Here is a 19,116-nt window from a genome sequence, read left to right on the forward strand (position 1 = left end):
CGATCTTGAAAAACATTGCATTTTACATAGCATCACGCTACCTTCTTTCAAAAAAAGGCAGTACTGCGGTTACGTTCATTACCTGGCTGGCCGTCGGGGCGATGACCGTTGCTGTTGCGGCAATGTTTGTGATCATCTCCGTGTTTTCCGGTCTGGAGGTTTTTAACCAGAATCTTATTTCGAACCTTCATGCTGACCTGACCATCAAAAGCACCTCCGGGAAAACCCTCAGTAACTTTGATAAGATCAAAGGGATTCTGAAAAAAAATCCCGAGATCCGGAACTTCTCCCGGGTGATCGAGGAAAAAGTCTACCTCAATTACAACGGAAAAGGAGACATCGGTTATCTGAGAGGCGTAGATTCCTCTTATACGAAAGTCAATCCGATCGATTCCACGATCTTCTTCGGTAAATATCCCAGCTTCCAGTATTCCAATGAAGTGATCATGGAGCATTCGCTTGAGATGCGGCTGTCGATTCCCGTGGATACCCTGAATAATTTTGCAACGGTTTTCATGCCCAAATCAGGTACAGGAATCATCAATAAGGAAGAAGACATCTATAATAAAAAGAACATCCTGGTCACCGGAATTTTCCCCGGCAATGACCAGCTGAACAATTACATCATCGCACCGATCGAACTGTCCGAAGAACTTCTGAACCTTCCAAAAAATTCAGCGTACCAGATCGTCATCAAACTTAAAAACCCTGATAAAATCGACCAGGTAAAAAAGGATCTGCTTGCCTCCATCGGCAAAGGAATCGAGGTGAAAACCAAACAGGAAGAAAATGCAGCTTTCTGGAAGATGATCAATACAGAAAAACTTTTCATTTATTTAATATTTGCGCTCGTTATTTTTATTACGACCTTCAACCTCGCAGGAGCCATTATCATTCTGCAGCTGGACAAAAAACAGCAGGCAAAATCTTTGATCTCACTGGGGTTCCCTTTAAGCCATTTAAGAAGAACCTACTTCTACACCGGAATCTTAATTGTGGTCTTAGGCGTGATCACAGGGCTGATCCTGGGGACCGCACTCTGTTTCTTCCAGCTGAAAACCGAATTTTTCAAAGCTGTGGAAACCTTACCTTTCCCCGTAAAAATCGTAGCGGAAAATTACCTGATTGTCGCAGCGACGGCATCCCTTTTCGGGATTTCGATCTCCTGGTTTTTCTCAAAGATCAGCAAAGACTATATTACTAAAAGTTAACATAATACATCTCTGTTTTTTTGTAGTTTTGCCTTCCAATTAAAAAAAAATGAAGCGTATTCTACTATCATTTGCATTCAGTATTTTTTTCATTAATGCTTTTGCACAGGCTCCGGCTAATTACTATAACGGTACGGCGGGATTGACAGGGGCGGCTCTTAAAAGCCAGCTCAAAACGATTATTACCAACGGTCATACAGACAATGGCTATGGAGGTTTATGGACAGGTTACCAGACCACAGACCGTGATTATTACTATGAAAACGACGGAACAGTTTTAGATATCTACTCTGAAAAACCAAATGGTCCGGATCCTTACAATTTCACCATCACCTCCAATCAGTGCGGCTCCAGCGGATATGCAAACGAAGGAGACTGCTACAACAGGGAGCACATCGTTCCGCAGAGTTTATTCAACGAAGCTTCTCCGATGAAAAATGACATTCATTTCATCAGGGCTACCGACGGTAAGGTCAACGGAATGAGATCCAATTTTCCTTTCGGAGTAGTAGGAAATGCAACTTATACTTCATTGAACGGATCTAAACTGGGAACTTCAGTTTCTGCAGGGTATTCCGGGACAGTATTCGAACCGATTGATGCCTTTAAAGGAGATGTTGCCAGAATGATCTTTTATTTTGTAACACGATACGAAACTCAGCTTTCCGGTTTTTCTTCCGGTAATATGCTTGGCGGATCTGCTTTCCCCGGATTGCAGACGTGGGAACTTAACCAGTTGCTGGCATGGCACAACGCCGACCCGGTATCTGCCGAAGAAATCGGAAGAAACAATGCCTCTTATGCTTACCAGAACAACAGAAATCCATACATCGACAATCCTTCTTTCGTAGGACAGATCTGGGGAACACCGGTGGTTGACAACCAGCCTCCTACTGCTGCCACGAATCTTGTAGCGAGTAACCCTACCATCAATTCAATCGCTCTGAGCTGGACGGCTGCAACAGACAATACAGCCGTAGCGGTGTACGACATCTACGCTAACGGAGCTTTGAAAACTTCAGTAACGACAACATCGACAACGGTATCAGGCCTAAACCCTGCAACCTTCTATTCTTTTTATGTGATCGCCAAAGACGGTTCAGGAAATTCATCACCTCAGAGTAATGTAGCAAGTGCAACCACCCTTTCAGCACCTGTCGGAGGCGGAGGAAGCTGCGGTTCTGAAGATTTTTCAAACATTCCTGCTCCGGGCACTCCTGCTTACGGAACAAGAACATGGACCAACAACAGCATCACCTGGACCGCAACCGATGCGAGAGTTGATGAAACCATCACCGGCAAAGCCATCACCATCAGAAACGGAAACCTGTCGAGCTCTTCTGTTTCAGGAGGAATCCAGAGTCTTACGGTGACCACTCAGCTGAAATACAGCGGAACAGCCAGCAATCTGGTACTTGAAATCAACGGAGTGAACGTAGGGACGATCCCTTACAGTGATGCAGTAACCACGACAACAATCAGCAACATCAATGTTGCCGGAAACTTCACGATCAAAATCTCTAACCCTGTGAGTGGAAACAGAATTGCCATTGATGATCTGAGCTGGTCTTGTTTAGGTTCTCTAAGCATCAATGAAAATGCAAAAGAAAAATCATTCAGCATCTACCCTAACCCGGTAAGAAACAGTGAGCTTTTTGTAAAAGGGGAAAACGTAAGCAAAATTTCCAAAGCTGAAATTTATGACCTTTCCGGAAAACTGATCAGATCGATCGCCAATCCTTTTAAAACTTCCGGCAGGATCAGTCTTCACGGAATGGCAAAAGGAGTTTATATCCTGAAAACAGACCGTACTTCGTCAAAATTCATCATTGAATAAGTAAACAAAATATAATTCAACTTAAAGACCGATATTTTCGGTCTTTTTTTTATTTTTGATCTATGGATTCCAATAAAAAGCTAGGTCTCATCGGGAGAAACATTTCCTATTCATTTTCAAAGAAATTCTTTGAAGAAAAATTTCAGAAGCAGATGCTTCCCCATCTTACTTACCATATTTTTGACCTTCAGGAAATCGATGAGGTTGAAAACCTTTTTAAAGACCCCGAACTGTCAGGGTTTAATGTGACCATTCCCTACAAAGAAAAAATCATCGCCTACCTGGATGACCTGAGTGATGAAGCCAGAGCCATCGGCGCCGTCAACTGTGTTTTGATTCAAGATGGAAAGAAAACAGGATACAATACCGATGCTTACGGTTTTGAAAAGACCCTGAAAATCCACCGGAAAGCCCATCAGGACACCGCACTGATCTTAGGAAACGGCGGTGCTGCGAAAGCCGTACAGTATGTGCTCGCTCAGAACGGGATTTCATTCAAAACAGTCTCAAGGAATTCTGACCTGAATTTTGAAAATTTAGACCGAGAAACCGTACGGGATCACAAAATCATTGTACAGTGCACCCCTGTCGGAACATTCCCCAATATAGATGCCTGCCTCGACTTCCCCTTTGACGGTCTCTCAAAAGACCACCTGGTTATTGACCTCATTTACAATCCCAATTACTCAAAGTTCATCATCAGATCAGCTGAAAACGGAGCTAAAACCGTGAACGGATATTACATGCTTGAACAACAGGCAGAAAAAGCCTGGGAAATTTGGAATAATAAAAAAAAATAACATAAATTAGTACTTTGTTAGGCTTTTACTACATTTAAGAAATAACGCCACTCACATAAAAGATTTGCTATGACTACAGAAAACAACCTTTCTGAAAACGAAGAAAATAAAATTTCTACGGAGGAAAACCAGCCGGATAAACCGGAAATTACTGTTTCTTCCGAGGAAACTCCCCATGAAGAGGAAGCTGAACATGCAGAAGAACATGTGGATACCGATATTTCTCTGGCCGATGCCCTCAAAGAAATGGAAAGGATCATCAATTCGAAAGATGCAGGAGAAAACTTCAGACAGTTTAATACACTGAAAGAAAAAGCAAATCACGCCATCCATGATGAGATCGAAGACAAAAAGCACGAATATGCCGATGCCGGAAACGCTCCCGAAAATTTCAGCTACGAGCATCCTGCACAGTCTAAACTCTCTGCACTGATCCATATCTATAAAGAAAAACATGACGCTTTCCAGAAAGGTCAGGAAGAAGAGCAGAAAAAAAACCTTGACCACCGTCAGGAACTGATCGACAGGCTGAAGAACCTGTATACCAATTCTGAACCCGGAGTAAATCTTTTCAAGTCAATCCGTGAGATCAAAGAAGAATGGTCGAAAGCAGGACAGGTAGCAAAATCCGAATTTAAGATCCTCAACAATAATTATTTCCACCATCTAAATCAGTTTTATCAGATGCTGGATCTCAACAAAGAATTTCTTGAGCAGGAATACACGCACAATCTTGAAAAAAGACAGCACATTATTGCCCGCGCCAGAGAACTGGAAAATGAGCCGGTGGTACAGAAAGCACTCAACGAACTGCAGTACCTGCACAAACTGTGGAAAGAGGAAGCAGAACCGGTAGCTGAAGAATTCCGTGAAAAGACCTGGGACGAGTTCAAAGAAATTTCGAATAAAATACACGAAAGAAAGTCTGAACTTTCTGCAGCGATCGAAACTGAGCAGAATGCCAATCTGGAAAAGAAAAATGAAATCATCGCAGAGATCAAAAAACTTTCTGAGCCTGCAGACACTCCCAACCACAGCTATTGGCAGAATTCCATCAAAAAAGTGGAAGAACTCCGTTCTGAATTTCTGAAAACAGGAAGCGTACCGAGAAAACTGTCCAATAACAACTGGAATGATTTTAAATCAACCCTCAGAAATTTCAATACAACAAAAAACAATTATTATAAATCCCTCAAAGGGTCTCAGCAGGAAAATCTGGATGAAAAATTAAAGCTGATCCAGACGGCAAAAGACAATATGCTTTCCGAAGACTGGGACATTGCCGTTGCCCTTTTCAAAAAACTCCAGGAAGACTGGAAAAAGATCGGTCACGTTCCCAAAAGTATGACCAATAAGATCTGGGATGAGTTCCGTGAAGCATGTAATACCTTTTTTAATAATTACAGGGAAAAAAGCAGCGCTTCCACCGACAACTGGAAAGAAAATTACAAGCAGAAGAAAGAAATTCTTGAAGAGCTTAAGATCATTTCTGACGAAGAAGGAAGTATTGAGAAGATCGAAAACATCAAGACCTCATGGAATAACATCGGGAAAGTTCCGAGAGATAAGATCGCCATCAATGCTGAATTTAATAAAACCCTGAGAGAAAAGCTGAAGCTAAATAAGATCAACGAGTTTGAACTAAAAGAAGAAGGCTTATCTGAAAACCAGCTGACTGACAAAGCAAGAAAAATCAAGAGCCAGATCTCTGATCTTGAAGCTGAAATCGTCAAACTTGAAAACAATCTTGCATTCTTTAAAAAACCATCAAGAGAAAACCCGATGCTTACCGAAACGTACAATACGATTGACAGTAAAAAGAGTCATCTGGAGAGCTTAAAACAGAATCTTCACACGATTATTTCAGGAGATCAATAAGTAAGAAATTCTTTCCTCAAATCTGTGAAGGAGAAAATTATTTAAAACAATCAATAAAAATAAAGGCGAAGCAAAGAAATTTGTCTTCGCTTTTTTCATATAATGCAGGACGAAATTTATATCAGAAGATGTATCGAACTGGCTTTAAAAGCCCAGGGAGACACTTACCCCAATCCTTTGGTGGGAAGCGTGATTGTGCACAACGGGAAAATCATCGGCGAAGGATATCACCATAAAACAGGTGAAAACCACGCAGAGATCAATGCCATCAATTCCGTTACAGATAAAAGCCTCATTCCGGAATCGACCATTTACGTATCACTCGAACCGTGTGCCCATTATGGAAAAACACCTCCCTGTGCCCTGAAAATCGGTGAATCGGGGTTCAGAAAAGTCGTGATCGGTGCCATGGATGCTCACGATAAGGTCAACGGCAAAGGCAAAAAAATCATTCAGGAGGCAGGGATCGAAGTCATTTCAGGGATCCTCGAAAAAGAATGCACTGAACTGAACAGACGGTTTTTCACCTATCATGAAAAGAAACGTCCTTATATTGTTTTAAAATGGGCTCAATCCGGAAACGGATTTATAGACAGAGATTTTAAACCGACCCAAATCAGCAATTCATTGACGAAACAGTACGTGCATGAACTGAGAAACAATGAACATGCAATTCTCATAGGTACGATGACCGCCCTGCGCGACAATCCGAGTCTGACGACAAGAGAAATGACCGGCAGAAACCCTGTCCGTATTTTGATCGATATCGACCTGAAAGTTCCGGTTCACTATCATATTTATAATGATGAAGCAGAAACTCTAGTATTTAATTCTGTAAAAAATTCTGAAGAAGGCAACATCAGGTTCATCAAAACAGAAAGAGAAGGATTTATTGAAAAACTGATGAAAAAACTGCATGAATTACAGATCCAGTCAGTAATCGTTGAGGGCGGGAACCTGGTTTTACAACAGTTCATTGATTCCGGTCTGTGGGACGAAACAATAGTCATTAAAAACCAAGAACTGATGATAGAAAACGGAACAAAAGCCCCTAAATTCCTCAACAATCCTTCCGCCATTCAAAAATTCAGGGATAATGTGATGGAGTTTCACAAAAACACAAATTAGAGACCGAGCATGCTGCACGAATATAAGACCATAGACCAACCGGTTGAAAATACACTTCTCAAAGAAAAAGGAAGCAAATTTATAGGTTTCGCATTTCCGGTCAATAACGAAAACGAACTTAAAAATGCTCTGGAAAAAGTAAGATCAGAACATCCGAAAGCTACGCATCACTGCTATGCCTTCCGGATGGGACTGAACGGAGAGAACTACCGTGCCAATGACGACGGAGAACCTTCAGGGAGTGCAGGGCTGCCTATCTACAATCAGCTTCTGGCCAACGAAATCACGAACGTCCTGGTCATCAGTGTGCGCTACTATGGCGGAACAAAACTGGGAGTTTCAGGTTTAGTAAAAGCCTATAAAGAATCAGCGAAAATCACTCTGGAAGAATCCCGGATCATTACCCGGGAGCTTGAAACTGAAATTGAAATCAGGTTTCAGTTTAATCAGCAGAACATTATTTTCACTCTCCTTTCAAAGTTTGATGCCAAAGTCCTTCATTTTGATGCCGATGAAAACTGTATCCTGAACGCTTCCCTGAAAACAGCACAAAAAGAAAGCATCTCAGAAAAACTTTCTGAGATGCAGTATATTTCATTTGATTTTAAAGACTGACTACCGTCTGCTGCTCATCAGCACAGATACCCAGTATAATAATTGAGCCAGAGAGCCCAGTGCCGCTACCAGATAGGTTCTTGCCGCCCACGTGAGGCTGTCTTTTACTCCGACAAATTCCTCAGATGTGACGGTTCCTGAATCTTTCAGCCATTTCATCGCCCTGTTGCTGGCATCATATTCCACAGGAAGCGTGATAAAAGCAAACAGTGTCGTTAAAGCAAACATAATAACTCCGATCGTCAAAACCAGCGTATTTCCGTTAGGATTTTCAGTTGATCTTGAAGCAATCATGATCCCGATCCCTGCAATGAGTACAAACTGCATCAGATTTGAACTGATGCTTACCACAGGAACAAGCTTTGATCTTAACTGCAACATAGAATACCCTACAGCATGCTGTACGGCATGCCCGCATTCATGAGCCGCTACTGCCGCAGCAGCCGCATTTCTCTGCATATAAACCCCTTCTGAAAGGTTCACTGTTTTATCGGAAGGATTATAATGGTCTGTGAGCTGTCCCGGAACTGATATCACCTGTACATCATTGATTCCGTTATCTCTCAACATTTTTTCCGCTACTTCCTTCCCTGAAAGTCCGTTTCTTAAATGGACATTTGAATAATACTCGAATTTAGATTTCAATCTTGAGGAAACCAGCCAGCTGACCAGCATCGAGATCCCTATGATAAGATAATAACCTGTCATTTTTTTTATTTTTTTTAGGTAACAATTCACCTACTAGATGTAATAATTGTGCCAAAGTATTGACAATTATTAATTATATTTGTACTGAAATTACCCTAAAATACTATGTCAGAAGTTTCAATTCTTGAAGTAAAAACACCTAACGAATTAAAACAGTTTGTGAAATTCCCGATGGATCTTTACAGAAATAATCCTTATTATGTCCCGTCATTTATCAAAGACGAATTAAATGTATGGAACCCTCAGGAAAACCCTGCCCTGCAGTATTCCGAGGCAAAACAGTATCTGGCATTGAAAGATCAGAAGGTAGTAGGGAGAATTGCAGTGATCATCAATCACAAAGAAGAGAAAGAATTGGGCATCAGGAAAGTACGTTTCGGATGGATTGATTTTATTGACGACCGTGAAGTGTCAAAGGCACTGATTGATACGGTGATCAGCTATGCAAAACAGCAAGGAATTGACAAAATTGAAGGACCGATGGGCTTCACCAACCTTGACAAAGCAGGAATGCTGACTTTCGGATTTGAGAAGATCGCCACTATGATCGGGATCTACAACCACGAATATTACCCTCAGCATATCGAAGACCTTGGGCTTACAAAAGAAAAGGAATGGGTGGAATTTGAAATGAATTTCCCAAAAGTCCTTCCTCCGAAAGTCGAAAAATTCAGCAAGCTGATTGCTGAAAAGTACAATCTGAGAGTTTTAGAGTTCCGGAACAAAGAAGAAATTTTACCGTATGTAAAACCGATGTTCAAACTGCTTGACGAAACGTATAAACATCTTTCTACCTACACCCCGATCTCAGAGGAGCAGATCAAAACGTACAAAGAAAAGTTCTTCCCGATGATTGCCAAAAACTATGTGATCTGTGTCGTTGACGAACATGATGAGCTGGTTTCTTTTGCGGTAACCATGCCGTCCTATTCCAAAGCACTGCAGAAAGCCAAAGGAAAACTTTTTCCTTTCGGATGGTGGCATTTCATGCAGGCACAGAAGAAGAACGACCGCGCCAATTTTTACCTGATCGGAATCCATCCCGAATATCAGCGGAGAGGGGTAACAGCTATTATTTTTAAAGAAATCTTTGTCCGTTTCAACAATATGGGAATCGATTTTGCAGAGACCAATCCGGAACTTGAAGAAAACAAAAGTGTACAGGTACTGTGGCAGGATTACAACCCTGTAAACCATAAAAGAAGAAGAACCTATTCCCTCACATTCTGATATGAAAATACATCTTATCGTTTTCGCCGTTCTCATTGCCGGATTCATCGCTTACAACCTGTTTTTAAAAACAGAAGACGACCGGACCAATACCATCATCAACATTTTGTACGCAAGTATACTTTTCGCCTATATCTCTTTCATGGCATTTTCTCTTCTTAAAAAAATGAAGAAATAATACTATTTTTATTGATTCTAAATTATCGGTTTTTCTCAATTTCATCAGACTTTTAAGTTGATTAATTTCATGCTTTATTGTTTATTGCCTAAATTTGCAACTTGAGATAATAATGTAAAAATGAATTTACCTGAAAGTTATATTCCAATACTCATACAAGCCGGTGTAGCCATTGGTTTTGTTGCCATTTCTTTGCTGGGCGCTCATTTTTTGGGTCCACAACAGAAAAAAGGGGATTCTGTAAAGAACTCAAGCTGGGAATGTGGTGTTCCTGTTGAAGGGAATGCAAGAACTCCGTTCTCCATTAAATATTTCTTAACAGCGGTACTTTTTGTACTGTTCGATATCGAAATCGTATTCTTTTATCCTTACGCAGTCAACTTCAGAGAATTCGGAGTTGAAGGTTTTTTTGCAGTACTGATGTTTGTCGCAATTTTCTTCCTTGCATTTTTCTATGTATGGAAACGGGGCGCACTGGACTGGGATAAATAATCAATCATAATTTTAAATAAGAGATTTAGATAAACACGATTAAATTAAAGTTAACATTAACAGCGATTTAGAATCTAAATTAAAATCTTAAAATCAATCAAATGTCAGATCAAAAACCAATTATAAGAACAGATGCACCCGCTCCCGAAGGATTTGAAGGAGAAGGTTTTTTTGCAACAAAACTGAGCAGCGTAATCGGAATGGCGAGAAAGTTTTCACTTTGGCCTTTACCCTTTGCAACGTCTTGTTGCGGTATCGAATTCATGGCTACGCTTAACCCCACTTATGATGCCTCAAGATTCGGAATGGAAAGAAACTCTTTCTCACCGAGACAGGCAGATATGCTGATGGTATGCGGAACTATTTCTAAAAAATTAGGGCCTGTTTTAAAAGAAGTATACACGCAGATGGCTGAACCGAAATGGGTCGTTGCTGTCGGAGCATGTGCTTCCAGCGGAGGTATTTTTGATACGTATTCTGTTTTACAGGGAATAGACAAAATCATTCCGGTTGATGTGTACGTTCCTGGATGCCCTCCAAGACCTGAGCAGATCATCGAAGGCGTCATGCAGGTTCAGGCACTGGCGGAAAGCGAAAGCATCAGAAGAAGAGACACCCCTGAATATCAGCATTTGTTAGATTCTTACAATATAAGCAACTAAGGAAATGACGAACGAATTTGTACTAGAAGCTTTAACGAGGGAGTTTCCTGAAACAGTAATTTCAAGTTCAGAACCTTATGGGATGCTGACCGTTGAAATAAAAAAAGAAGACATCAAAAAGGTGATCCATTACCTTAAAGATTCATCTCTGGAAATCAACTTCCTTACCGATGTATGCGGAATTCATTATCCTGAATTTCCTGATAAGGAAATAGGTGTGGTTTATCATCTTCAGAACATGGTGACCAATTTCAGATTACGCCTTAAGATTTTCATGTCCAGAGAAAATATTGAAGTTGACTCCCTGACTGAATTATATGCAGGAGCCAACTGGATGGAAAGAGAAACTTTTGATTTCTACGGAATTAAATTTAAGGGACATCCGGATCTCAGACCTATTCTGAATATGGAAGACCTCGGATACCACCCTATGCTGAAAGAATATCGTCTTGAAGACGGCACCAGAACAGACAAGGACGACGCAATGTTCGGAAGATAAAAAAATATAAATGATTAATGATGATTGATGTATGATCAATTATCTTCTATCAATTATCAATTATATATTATGAAAGATAACTCATTATCTAATATACTTAACCAACACGAAAGTAAAGAACAGATTGACGGGCAGTTATATACCCTGAATCTGGGACCTACCCACCCTGCAACACATGGTATTTTCCAGAATGTGCTGACAATGGATGGAGAAAGAATTCTTCATGCTGAGCAGACCGTTGGTTATATCCACAGAGCTTTTGAGAAAATTTCTGAAAGAAGAAACTATTCTCAGATCACGACCCTTACAGACCGTATGAATTACTGTTCTGCCCCTATCAACAATATAGGATGGCACATGACAGTTGAAAAACTGATCGGTATCAAAGTTCCTAAACGCGTGGATTACATGCGTGTTATTTTAATGGAACTGGCAAGGATCGGAGATCACCTGATCTGTAACGGGGTAACCGGAATGGATGCAGGTGCGATTACAGGTCTTACCTATATGTTCATCGAAAGAGAACGTATTTACGATATGTACGAGCAGATCTGTGGAGCAAGAATGACAACAAATATGGGAAGAATCGGAGGTTTTGAAAGAGATTTCACTCCAAAATTCCATGAGCTGCTGAAAGATTTCTTAAAAACATTCCCTGCAAGATTTGCCGAATTCGGCCAGTTACTGGAGAGAAACAGAATCTTTATGGACAGAACCATCGGAGCAGGTGCTATCTCAGCTGAGCGTGCACTGAGCTATGGATTTACAGGTCCCAATCTTCGCGCAGCCGGTGTTGACTATGATGTGAGAGTGGCTGAACCTTATTCTTCCTACGAAGATTTTGATTTCATCATTCCTGTAGGAACTGCAGGAGATACGTACGATAGATTTATGGTTCGCCAGCAGGAAATCTGGGAATCACTGAAGATAATCAACCAGGCATACGATAATCTTCCGGAAGGACCTTTCCACGCAGACGTCCCTGATTTCTATCTTCCTGAAAAGGCAGATGTTTACCAGAAAATGGAAGCGCTGATCTATCACTTCAAAATTGTCATGGGAGAAACCGATGTTCCGAAAGGAGAAGTTTACCACGCTGTTGAAGGAGGAAACGGAGAATTAGGATTCTACCTGGTCAGTGATGGTGGAAGAACTCCTTACAGACTGCATTTCAGAAGACCGTGTTTCATTTATTATCAGGCTTATCCTGAAATGATTACAGGTTCTGTGATTTCTGATGCCATCGTTACGATGTGCAGTATGAACATTATAGCAGGAGAATTAGACGCATAAAAAAGAAGATGTCAGATATCAGATCCCAAGATGTCAGACTCTTCGCTTTATATATAAATTTAAAATCTGATGTCTGAAATATGGCATCTGAAATCTTAGATAAAAATGAGCGAAACAATAGCTTTTAAACCGGAAAGTTTACAGCAGGTCCATAAAATCATGGCAAGATACCCTGAAGGAAGACAAAAATCTGCTCTTCTTCCTGTGCTGCATCTGGCACAGAAGGAATTCGGAGGCTGGTTAGACGTTCCTGTGATGGATTATGTTGCTGAATTATTAAGTATCAAACCCATTGAAGTATATGAAGTGGCAACCTTCTATACCATGTTTAATATGAAGCCGGTAGGTAAATATGTTTTGGAAGTATGCAGAACCGGACCTTGCATGGTTCGCGGAAGCGAAAAAATATTAGACCACATCAGAACTAAGCTGAACATCAAAGACGGTGAAACAACTGCAGACGGAATGTTTACATTAAAACCAGCAGAATGTCTCGGTGCTTGTGGATACGCTCCGATGTTGCAGCTAGGAAAGTTTTATCACGAGAATTTAACCATCGAGAAAGTAGACGAAATCCTTGATCTCTGCAGAGAAGGACAGGTTGATTTGGGCTAAAATAATTTTAAAATAACTTAAAAAAAGCACAAAGCTGTCACACTGAGCTTGTCGAAGTGTAAGAGCCATACGCTAAAAGCATATAAAAATGAGTAAAAAACTTTTACTTAAAGACGCACACGTAGAAGGCATCCGCTACTATGAAACTTACCGCAGACAGGGAGGTTACACCGCAGCAGAAAAAGCCCTGAAAATGGCCCCTGAAGAAATCCTTGAAGAAGTAAAAGTTTCAGGTCTCCGTGGTCGTGGTGGTGCAGGTTTCCCTACGGGAATGAAGTGGAGCTTTCTGGCAAAACCGGAAGGTGTACCAAGACACCTGGTGGTCAATGCAGACGAATCTGAACCGGGAACATTCAAAGACAGATATTTAATGGAATTTCTTCCTCATCTTTTGATTGAGGGAATGCTTATTTCTTCTTTCGTTCTTGGTTCAAATGTTTCTTATATCTATATCCGTGGAGAATATTCATGGATTCCTGATATTCTGGAAGAAGCCATTGAAGAAGCTAAAGCTGCAGGGTTTTTAGGTAAAAACATCTTAGGAACAGGTTTCGACTGTGAAATTTATGTTCAGAGAGGAGGTGGAGCTTACATTTGCGGTGAAGAAACAGCATTGCTTGAATCTCTTGAAGGAAAAAGAGGAAACCCAAGATTAAAACCGCCTTTCCCGGCTGTAAAAGGACTTTGGGAAAGACCAACCGTAGTTAACAACGTTGAATCTATTGCAGCAGTCGTTCCAATTATTGAAATTGGTGGTGCTGAATATGCTAAAATCGGAGTAGGAAGATCTACAGGGACAAAATTAATTTCTGCTTGTGGAAACATCAATAAACCCGGAGTTTACGAAATTGACATGACCATTACGGTGGAAGAATTCATTTACTCTGACGAATATTGTGGTGGAATTCCAAACGGTAAAAAGCTGAAGGCCTGTATTCCGGGTGGAAGTTCAGTACCTATCGTTCCTGCAAATTTATTATTGAAAACAGTAAATGGCGAGCCAAGATATATGAACTACGAATCTCTCGCTGACGGTGGTTTTGCTACCGGAACGATGATGGGTTCAGGAGGTTTCATTGTTTTGGATGAAGACCAGTGTGTTGTAGAACATACCATGACTTTGGCGAGATTTTATCATCACGAAAGTTGCGGACAGTGTACTCCATGCCGTGAAGGAACGGGTTGGATGCACAAGATTTTAAAGAAAATAGAAAAAGGAGAAGGAACAATGGAAGATATCGATCTGCTTTGGGACATCCAGAGAAAAATCGAAGGCAACACCATCTGTCCTTTGGGTGATGCGGCAGCATGGCCTGTGGCAGCAGCGATTCGACATTTCAGAGATGAATTTGAATGGCATGTTAAAAATCCTGAATTAAGTCAAACTCAAAACTACGGATTGGCCAATTATGCAGACCCTATCCCAGTTGCGGCAAGTAATTAATAGAGTCTAAAAAATTGAAAAATACAATCGTTCTTTGGTTACTAATCGGATTCAGTTCCATTAATGTAAAAGGACAACAACAGGAGGAAAACAGCAGGGTTTTCAAAAAAGGAAGCTTTTTGGTGTTTTGGGGATGGAACAATGCAAAATATTCAAAATCAGACATTCGTTTTAAAGGGGATGGATATGATTTTCAATTGGATAATGTAAAGGCCAGTGACCGACAGACTAAATTTGACTGGGGAACCTATTTTAATCCGGGAAGCATAACGATCCCTCAGGTTAATTACAGGATTACCTACTTCCCGAAAGATAATTTTGGAATTACCTTAGGGATGGATCACATGAAATATGTGATGGATCAGAACCAAACCGTCAATATGAAAGGATACATCAATGATCCTGAATATGCAGGAATGGTGAATAATGGACAGGTAGACCTGAACAGTGGAGAATTTTTAACATTCGAACATACAGACGGTCTGAACTATATCAATATCGGAGCTCAGAAATATCACAATGTTTTAGATAAAAAACATATTGCTATTTTTGCCAGTTATGGAGGTGGATTAGGTGCATTACTACCAAAATCTAACGTTCAGTTGATGGGAAATGAAAGAAGCGACAGATTCCACTTGGCAGGATTTGGATTGGATGCGAGAGCAGCGTTGAGTGTTGTAATAATTAAACATATTGTACTTCAGGCAGAAGGAAAGTTTGGATACATCAATATGCCGGACATTAAAACTACCCTGAACAACAAGCCGGATAAAGCTTCTCAGGACTTTGTATATGCCCAGTTCAATTTTGGAATCGGATATACTTTTAACACGACAAAAAGATCAGAGTAATCTGATTTTAATTAATAAAAAGAAACTATTGCTTAGCGCATTATAAAGCGAAAGAATATGAGCGAAGAGGTTAAGAAATTTAAAATAACGATAGACGGACAGACTGCTGAAGTTTTGCCTGGAACTTCTATTTTGGAAGCAGCAAGACAGATCGGCGGAAAATCTGTACCACCAGCCATGTGCTATTACAGCAAACTGGAAACCAGTGGAGGAAGATGCAGAACATGTCTGGTAGAAGTTTCCAAAGGTTCGGAAGCAGATCCGCGTCCGATGCCGAAACTGGTTGCGAGCTGCAGAACAAATGTGATGGACGGAATGGAAGTAAAAAACCTTTCTTCTGAAAAAGCACAGGAAGGACGTAAAGCAGTTACCGAATTTCTTTTGGTAAATCACCCGCTGGATTGCCCGGTTTGTGATCAGGCCGGAGAATGTCATCTTCAGGATTTGGGTTACGAACATGGAAATCTTGAAACCAGAACAGAGTTTAAAAGAAATACGTATGATGCTGATGATTTAGGTCCACACATCAAACTGAATATGAACCGCTGTATCTTGTGTGCAAGATGCGTTTTGGCAGCAAACCAGTTAACAGGTGAGCGTGAGCACGGAATTTTATTCAGAGGAGATCATGCTGAGATTTCCACTTACTTAAACAAAGCTTTGGATAATGACTTCATCGGAAACGTTATCGATGTCTGCCCGGTTGGAGCATTAACAGACAGAACAGCACGTTTTGCAAGCAGAGTTTGGTTTACAAAACCGATGAATGCTTCTTGTAAATGTGATAAGTGTTCAGGAAAAGCTACTGTCTACATGAAAGGAGACGAGATTGTAAGAGTGACCGCAAGAAAAGACCAGTGGGGAGAGGTGGAAGAATTTATCTGCGATACCTGTCGTTTCGAAAGAAAGAATTTATCAGACTGGAACATTGAAGGTCCAAGAAATATTGACAGACATTCAGTTATTTCATTAAACCATTACGAAAAGCCTAAAGACGAATTAAGAGTTTTAGACAATCCGATGGCAAAAGAAATCAGCGAAAAAGACGAAAAATAATTTTTAAAGACGTAAGATTTCAGACATCAGACCTCAGATTTTAAATCTGATATCTGGCATCTGATATCTATTATCTAAATAAATAAAAAATGGATTTACTTACATTTAAATTGATACTTGTACTGGCGCTTTTCCTGCTTTCGCTGACGATCGCAGCCTACTCTACCTGGGCAGAAAGAAAAGTGGCAGCTATTATGCAGGACAGAATCGGACCGAACAGATCAGGACCATTCGGTTTGCTGCAGCCTCTTGCCGATGGTGGTAAATTTTTCTTTAAGGAAGATTTTACCCCACAAAATGCAGAAAGATTTCTCTTTGTACTGGGACCAGCACTGGTGATGTTTATTTCACTGATTACCGGAGCGGTAATTCCGTGGGGTAAAACATTGAATATTGGTGGTGAATCTTTCGATTTACAAGTTGCTAATATTGATGTAGGGGTATTGTTCATTATTGGTATGGCTTCTATCGGAGTTTACGGAATTATGATCGGAGGCTGGGCTTCCAACAACAAATATTCATTACTGGGTGCAATCCGTGCTTCTTCACAGATGATTTCTTATGAATTGGCGATGGGTCTTGCTCTACTTTCTATCATTATGATGACAGGAAGTTTAGATTTAAAAGTGATTACCGAAACTCAGACTTCAGGAAAAATCTGGGGACTTTTTGAGATAGACGGTTTAAACTGGAATATACTCTACCAGCCTTTGGCGTTTTTAATTTTCTTTGTGTCAGCTTTGGCAGAAACCAACCGTCACCCTTTCGATTTACCGGAATGCGAATCGGAACTGGTAACAGGATATTCTACAGAATATTCCTCAATGAAGTTGGGACTATATATGTTTGGTGAATATGTAAACATGTTTATTTCAAACGCTTTTATCGTGGTTCTTTTCTTCGGAGGTTATAACTATCCGGGAATCGAATGGGTAACTCAGAACTGGGGAGAAAATGCAGCGGGAATTTTAAGTATTGTAGCATTTTTAACGAAAACGGTTGTCGGGATTCTGATCTTCATGTGGATCAGATGGACGCTTCCGAGATTCAGATATGACCAGTTGATGCACCTGGGATGGAAAACATTAATTCCATTGGCATTGGTTAACCTGATGATTACAGGAGCTGTAATTTTAGCTTTTGCAAATTAATAAATTGAATATAAATTAAGATAAAAGGCAGGATTGGTCTAAAATCTAATGTCTAACATCTAATATCTATAAATAAATGAAACTTACAAACAGATCAAAAGTTGTTTCGAATAAAGAGATGACCCTTGCTGAGAAAATCTACCTTCCGGCGATTTTCAAAGGAATGGGGATTACTTTTAAGCATGCTGTGAGAACCGTTGTAAAACGCGCTCCCAATGTTTATTCTTATCCGGAAGTACAAAAACCGAGAGCCGATATCTGGAGAGGTCAGCACGTTCTGAAAAGAGATGAGGAAGGCAGAGAAAGATGTACAGCTTGTGGTTTGTGTGCTGTAGCCTGTCCTGCTGAAGCGATTACCATGACGGCTTCTGAAAGAACAAGGGAGGAAAAAGATCTCTACAGAGAAGAAAAATATGCATCCGTCTATGAAATCAATATGCTGAGATGTATCTTCTGCGGAATGTGTGAAGAAGCGTGCCCGAAATCTGCCATTTATCTTACAGACCGTTTGGTGGATGTAGAAACCAACAGAGGTTCTTTCATCTATGGAAAGGATAAATTAGTGGAAAAAATAAATGAAAGGATTGATATTACAGAAAGACAGTCCGAGAAACAAAAAAATGCGGTAAAATAATGGATCAGTTTTTATTTTTCTTGGTGGCGTTTTTAGCAGTGTCAAGTGCAGTTTACTTTGTATTTGCGAGAAATCCTCTCTACGCTATCCTGTCATTAATTGTTACAATGTTTTCAATTGCCGGAATGTACATTCTTCTGAATGCCCAGTTTCTGGCAATCATTCAGATCATCGTTTACGCTGGTGCGATCATGGTTTTATTCCTATACATTTTAATGATGCTTAACCTTAATAAGGAAGACGAAAGTAAGAAGAACAATACTTTAAAGTTTGTCGGTGTTTTTACAGCAGGTCTTTTATTAATTGGGGTTTTGGGCGTTTTCAGAGGTGTTCAGGAACAGCATGTCGTTGTAGAAAACGTAGATAAAGGTGTTGGTCTTACAAAAAATCTGGGAAGACTTTTATTCAACGAATATGTTTTGCCGTTTGAGCTTGCTTCTATCCTGATTTTAGCAGGTATTGTAGGTGCGGTATTAATCGGTAAAAAAGATTTATAAAATTATGGGAGAAGTAAATACTTTTATGCAAAGTGTCCCTCTGGAATATTTCATTATCCTGTCGTCAGTTTTGTTCTGTCTAGGGGTACTGGGAGTATTGCTGAGAAAAAACGCGATTGTAATTCTGGGTTGTGTGGAGCTTATGCTGAATTCTGTAAACCTTCTGTTAGCTGCGTTTTCAGCATACAACGGGAACAGTGACGGACAACTTTTAGTTTTCTTCATTATGGTGGTGGCTGCAGCAGAAGTTGCTGTAGGTCTGGCAATTATTGCGATGCTCTACAGAAATACCCGTTCTGTAGATGTGAGTATATTTAATAAATTAAGAGGATAAAGA

The 19,116-nt window shown here is 40.4% G+C and carries 21 protein-coding genes; 20 read left to right on the forward strand and 1 reads right to left on the reverse strand.

Annotation, left to right across the window (positions count from 1 at the left end; all coding sequences use genetic code 11):
- Positions 1–5 precede the first annotated feature (5 nt).
- The 6 genes from AC2A07_RS07585 to AC2A07_RS07610 all read left to right on the forward strand — a co-directional run bounded on the left by AC2A07_RS07585 (position 6) and on the right by AC2A07_RS07610 (position 7,469).
- Positions 6–1,211 (forward strand): ABC transporter permease, encoded by a 1,206-nt coding sequence (locus AC2A07_RS07585; protein WP_484049915.1) that lies wholly within the window; start codon positions 6–8, stop codon positions 1,209–1,211.
- 49 nt (positions 1,212–1,260) lie between these two features.
- A complete protein-coding gene (locus AC2A07_RS07590) occupies positions 1,261–3,048 on the forward strand; it encodes an endonuclease (RefSeq protein WP_484049916.1) in 1,788 nt (595 codons plus the stop codon).
- A 62-nt stretch (positions 3,049–3,110) separates the two neighbouring features.
- The gene (locus AC2A07_RS07595) at positions 3,111–3,848 is read left to right on the forward strand and encodes a shikimate dehydrogenase family protein (protein ID WP_484049917.1); all 738 of its coding nucleotides are present in this window, start codon (positions 3,111–3,113) and stop codon (positions 3,846–3,848) included.
- Positions 3,849–3,917: 69 nt separating this feature from the next.
- On the forward strand, positions 3,918–5,726 hold the full coding sequence (locus tag AC2A07_RS07600) for a DUF349 domain-containing protein (protein WP_484049918.1): 1,809 nt from the start codon (positions 3,918–3,920) through the stop codon (positions 5,724–5,726).
- 102 nt (positions 5,727–5,828) lie between these two features.
- Positions 5,829–6,854, forward strand: coding sequence for a bifunctional diaminohydroxyphosphoribosylaminopyrimidine deaminase/5-amino-6-(5-phosphoribosylamino)uracil reductase RibD (ribD, locus tag AC2A07_RS07605; RefSeq protein ID WP_484049919.1), 1,026 nt, complete (start codon positions 5,829–5,831; stop codon positions 6,852–6,854).
- A gap of 9 nt (positions 6,855–6,863) precedes the next feature.
- Positions 6,864–7,469 (forward strand): YigZ family protein, encoded by a 606-nt coding sequence (locus AC2A07_RS07610; RefSeq protein ID WP_314496762.1) that lies wholly within the window; start codon positions 6,864–6,866, stop codon positions 7,467–7,469.
- Here AC2A07_RS07610 and AC2A07_RS07615 read toward each other — a convergent pair whose 3' ends face one another.
- Positions 7,470–8,177, reverse strand: coding sequence for a zinc metallopeptidase (locus tag AC2A07_RS07615; protein ID WP_484049920.1), 708 nt, complete (start codon positions 8,175–8,177; stop codon positions 7,470–7,472).
- A gap of 105 nt (positions 8,178–8,282) precedes the next feature.
- Between AC2A07_RS07615 and AC2A07_RS07620 the strand changes: the two genes are divergently transcribed.
- From AC2A07_RS07620 to nuoK, 14 genes are all read left to right on the forward strand, one after another.
- Positions 8,283–9,407, forward strand: coding sequence for a GTP cyclohydrolase (locus AC2A07_RS07620; RefSeq protein WP_484049921.1), 1,125 nt, complete (start codon positions 8,283–8,285; stop codon positions 9,405–9,407).
- A 1-nt stretch (position 9,408) separates the two neighbouring features.
- Positions 9,409–9,585: a hypothetical protein gene (locus AC2A07_RS07625; protein ID WP_484049922.1), complete on the forward strand. Its 177-nt coding sequence runs from the start codon at positions 9,409–9,411 to the stop codon at positions 9,583–9,585.
- 120 nt (positions 9,586–9,705) lie between these two features.
- Positions 9,706–10,077, forward strand: a complete 372-nt coding sequence (locus AC2A07_RS07630) for an NADH-quinone oxidoreductase subunit A (protein WP_314496753.1) — start codon at positions 9,706–9,708, stop codon at positions 10,075–10,077.
- A gap of 101 nt (positions 10,078–10,178) precedes the next feature.
- The gene (locus AC2A07_RS07635; RefSeq protein WP_314496750.1) at positions 10,179–10,739 is read left to right on the forward strand and encodes an NADH-quinone oxidoreductase subunit B; all 561 of its coding nucleotides are present in this window, start codon (positions 10,179–10,181) and stop codon (positions 10,737–10,739) included.
- 4 nt (positions 10,740–10,743) lie between these two features.
- Positions 10,744–11,238 carry an NADH-quinone oxidoreductase subunit C gene (locus AC2A07_RS07640; RefSeq protein WP_314496748.1) on the forward strand — a complete coding sequence of 165 codons (495 nt, stop codon included), beginning with the start codon at positions 10,744–10,746 and terminating at the stop codon, positions 11,236–11,238.
- A gap of 69 nt (positions 11,239–11,307) precedes the next feature.
- Positions 11,308–12,531, forward strand: a complete 1,224-nt coding sequence (gene nuoD / locus AC2A07_RS07645) for an NADH dehydrogenase (quinone) subunit D (protein WP_484049923.1) — start codon at positions 11,308–11,310, stop codon at positions 12,529–12,531.
- Between the two features lie 105 nt (positions 12,532–12,636).
- Positions 12,637–13,146, forward strand: a complete 510-nt coding sequence (locus AC2A07_RS07650) for an NADH-quinone oxidoreductase subunit NuoE family protein (protein WP_050379261.1) — start codon at positions 12,637–12,639, stop codon at positions 13,144–13,146.
- Positions 13,147–13,234: 88 nt separating this feature from the next.
- A complete protein-coding gene (gene nuoF, locus AC2A07_RS07655; RefSeq protein WP_314496740.1) occupies positions 13,235–14,590 on the forward strand; it encodes an NADH-quinone oxidoreductase subunit NuoF in 1,356 nt (451 codons plus the stop codon).
- Between the two features lie 14 nt (positions 14,591–14,604).
- Positions 14,605–15,441, forward strand: a complete 837-nt coding sequence (locus AC2A07_RS07660) for a hypothetical protein (RefSeq protein ID WP_484049924.1) — start codon at positions 14,605–14,607, stop codon at positions 15,439–15,441.
- 57 nt (positions 15,442–15,498) lie between these two features.
- The gene (locus tag AC2A07_RS07665) at positions 15,499–16,497 is read left to right on the forward strand and encodes an NADH-quinone oxidoreductase subunit G (RefSeq protein WP_314496734.1); all 999 of its coding nucleotides are present in this window, start codon (positions 15,499–15,501) and stop codon (positions 16,495–16,497) included.
- Positions 16,498–16,586: 89 nt separating this feature from the next.
- Positions 16,587–17,648 (forward strand): NADH-quinone oxidoreductase subunit NuoH, encoded by a 1,062-nt coding sequence (gene nuoH, locus AC2A07_RS07670; protein WP_314496731.1) that lies wholly within the window; start codon positions 16,587–16,589, stop codon positions 17,646–17,648.
- A 76-nt stretch (positions 17,649–17,724) separates the two neighbouring features.
- The gene (locus AC2A07_RS07675; RefSeq protein ID WP_047447230.1) at positions 17,725–18,282 is read left to right on the forward strand and encodes a NuoI/complex I 23 kDa subunit family protein; all 558 of its coding nucleotides are present in this window, start codon (positions 17,725–17,727) and stop codon (positions 18,280–18,282) included.
- The gene (locus AC2A07_RS07680; RefSeq protein WP_047447235.1) at positions 18,282–18,779 is read left to right on the forward strand and encodes an NADH-quinone oxidoreductase subunit J family protein; all 498 of its coding nucleotides are present in this window, start codon (positions 18,282–18,284) and stop codon (positions 18,777–18,779) included. Before AC2A07_RS07675 ends, AC2A07_RS07680 begins: the two co-directional genes overlap by 1 nt.
- 4 nt (positions 18,780–18,783) lie before the next feature.
- Positions 18,784–19,113 carry an NADH-quinone oxidoreductase subunit NuoK gene (nuoK, locus tag AC2A07_RS07685; RefSeq protein ID WP_047447237.1) on the forward strand — a complete coding sequence of 110 codons (330 nt, stop codon included), beginning with the start codon at positions 18,784–18,786 and terminating at the stop codon, positions 19,111–19,113.
- Positions 19,114–19,116 lie beyond the last annotated feature (3 nt).

Source organism: Chryseobacterium sp. HNCC26DJ238 (assembly GCF_057180465.1).

What these genes read in the sequence shown, in the direction of transcription:
- AC2A07_RS07590 (WP_484049916.1), top strand. Translation starts at nt 1,261, where the DNA reads ATGAAGCGTATTCTACTATCATTTGCATTCAGTATTTTTTTCATTAAT.
- AC2A07_RS07595 (WP_484049917.1), top strand. Translation starts at nt 3,111, where the DNA reads ATGGATTCCAATAAAAAGCTAGGTCTCATCGGGAGAAACATTTCCTAT.
- AC2A07_RS07600 (WP_484049918.1), top strand. Translation starts at nt 3,918, where the DNA reads ATGACTACAGAAAACAACCTTTCTGAAAACGAAGAAAATAAAATTTCT.
- ribD (WP_484049919.1), top strand. Translation starts at nt 5,829, where the DNA reads ATGCAGGACGAAATTTATATCAGAAGATGTATCGAACTGGCTTTAAAA.
- AC2A07_RS07610 (WP_314496762.1), top strand. Translation starts at nt 6,864, where the DNA reads ATGCTGCACGAATATAAGACCATAGACCAACCGGTTGAAAATACACTT.
- AC2A07_RS07615 (WP_484049920.1), bottom strand. Translation starts at nt 8,177, where the DNA reads ATGACAGGTTATTATCTTATCATAGGGATCTCGATGCTGGTCAGCTGG.
- AC2A07_RS07620 (WP_484049921.1), top strand. Translation starts at nt 8,283, where the DNA reads ATGTCAGAAGTTTCAATTCTTGAAGTAAAAACACCTAACGAATTAAAA.
- AC2A07_RS07625 (WP_484049922.1), top strand. Translation starts at nt 9,409, where the DNA reads ATGAAAATACATCTTATCGTTTTCGCCGTTCTCATTGCCGGATTCATC.
- AC2A07_RS07630 (WP_314496753.1), top strand. Translation starts at nt 9,706, where the DNA reads ATGAATTTACCTGAAAGTTATATTCCAATACTCATACAAGCCGGTGTA.
- AC2A07_RS07635 (WP_314496750.1), top strand. Translation starts at nt 10,179, where the DNA reads ATGTCAGATCAAAAACCAATTATAAGAACAGATGCACCCGCTCCCGAA.
- AC2A07_RS07640 (WP_314496748.1), top strand. Translation starts at nt 10,744, where the DNA reads ATGACGAACGAATTTGTACTAGAAGCTTTAACGAGGGAGTTTCCTGAA.
- nuoD (WP_484049923.1), top strand. Translation starts at nt 11,308, where the DNA reads ATGAAAGATAACTCATTATCTAATATACTTAACCAACACGAAAGTAAA.
- AC2A07_RS07650 (WP_050379261.1), top strand. Translation starts at nt 12,637, where the DNA reads ATGAGCGAAACAATAGCTTTTAAACCGGAAAGTTTACAGCAGGTCCAT.
- nuoF (WP_314496740.1), top strand. Translation starts at nt 13,235, where the DNA reads ATGAGTAAAAAACTTTTACTTAAAGACGCACACGTAGAAGGCATCCGC.
- AC2A07_RS07665 (WP_314496734.1), top strand. Translation starts at nt 15,499, where the DNA reads ATGAGCGAAGAGGTTAAGAAATTTAAAATAACGATAGACGGACAGACT.
- nuoH (WP_314496731.1), top strand. Translation starts at nt 16,587, where the DNA reads ATGGATTTACTTACATTTAAATTGATACTTGTACTGGCGCTTTTCCTG.
- AC2A07_RS07675 (WP_047447230.1), top strand. Translation starts at nt 17,725, where the DNA reads ATGAAACTTACAAACAGATCAAAAGTTGTTTCGAATAAAGAGATGACC.
- AC2A07_RS07680 (WP_047447235.1), top strand. Translation starts at nt 18,282, where the DNA reads ATGGATCAGTTTTTATTTTTCTTGGTGGCGTTTTTAGCAGTGTCAAGT.
- nuoK (WP_047447237.1), top strand. Translation starts at nt 18,784, where the DNA reads ATGGGAGAAGTAAATACTTTTATGCAAAGTGTCCCTCTGGAATATTTC.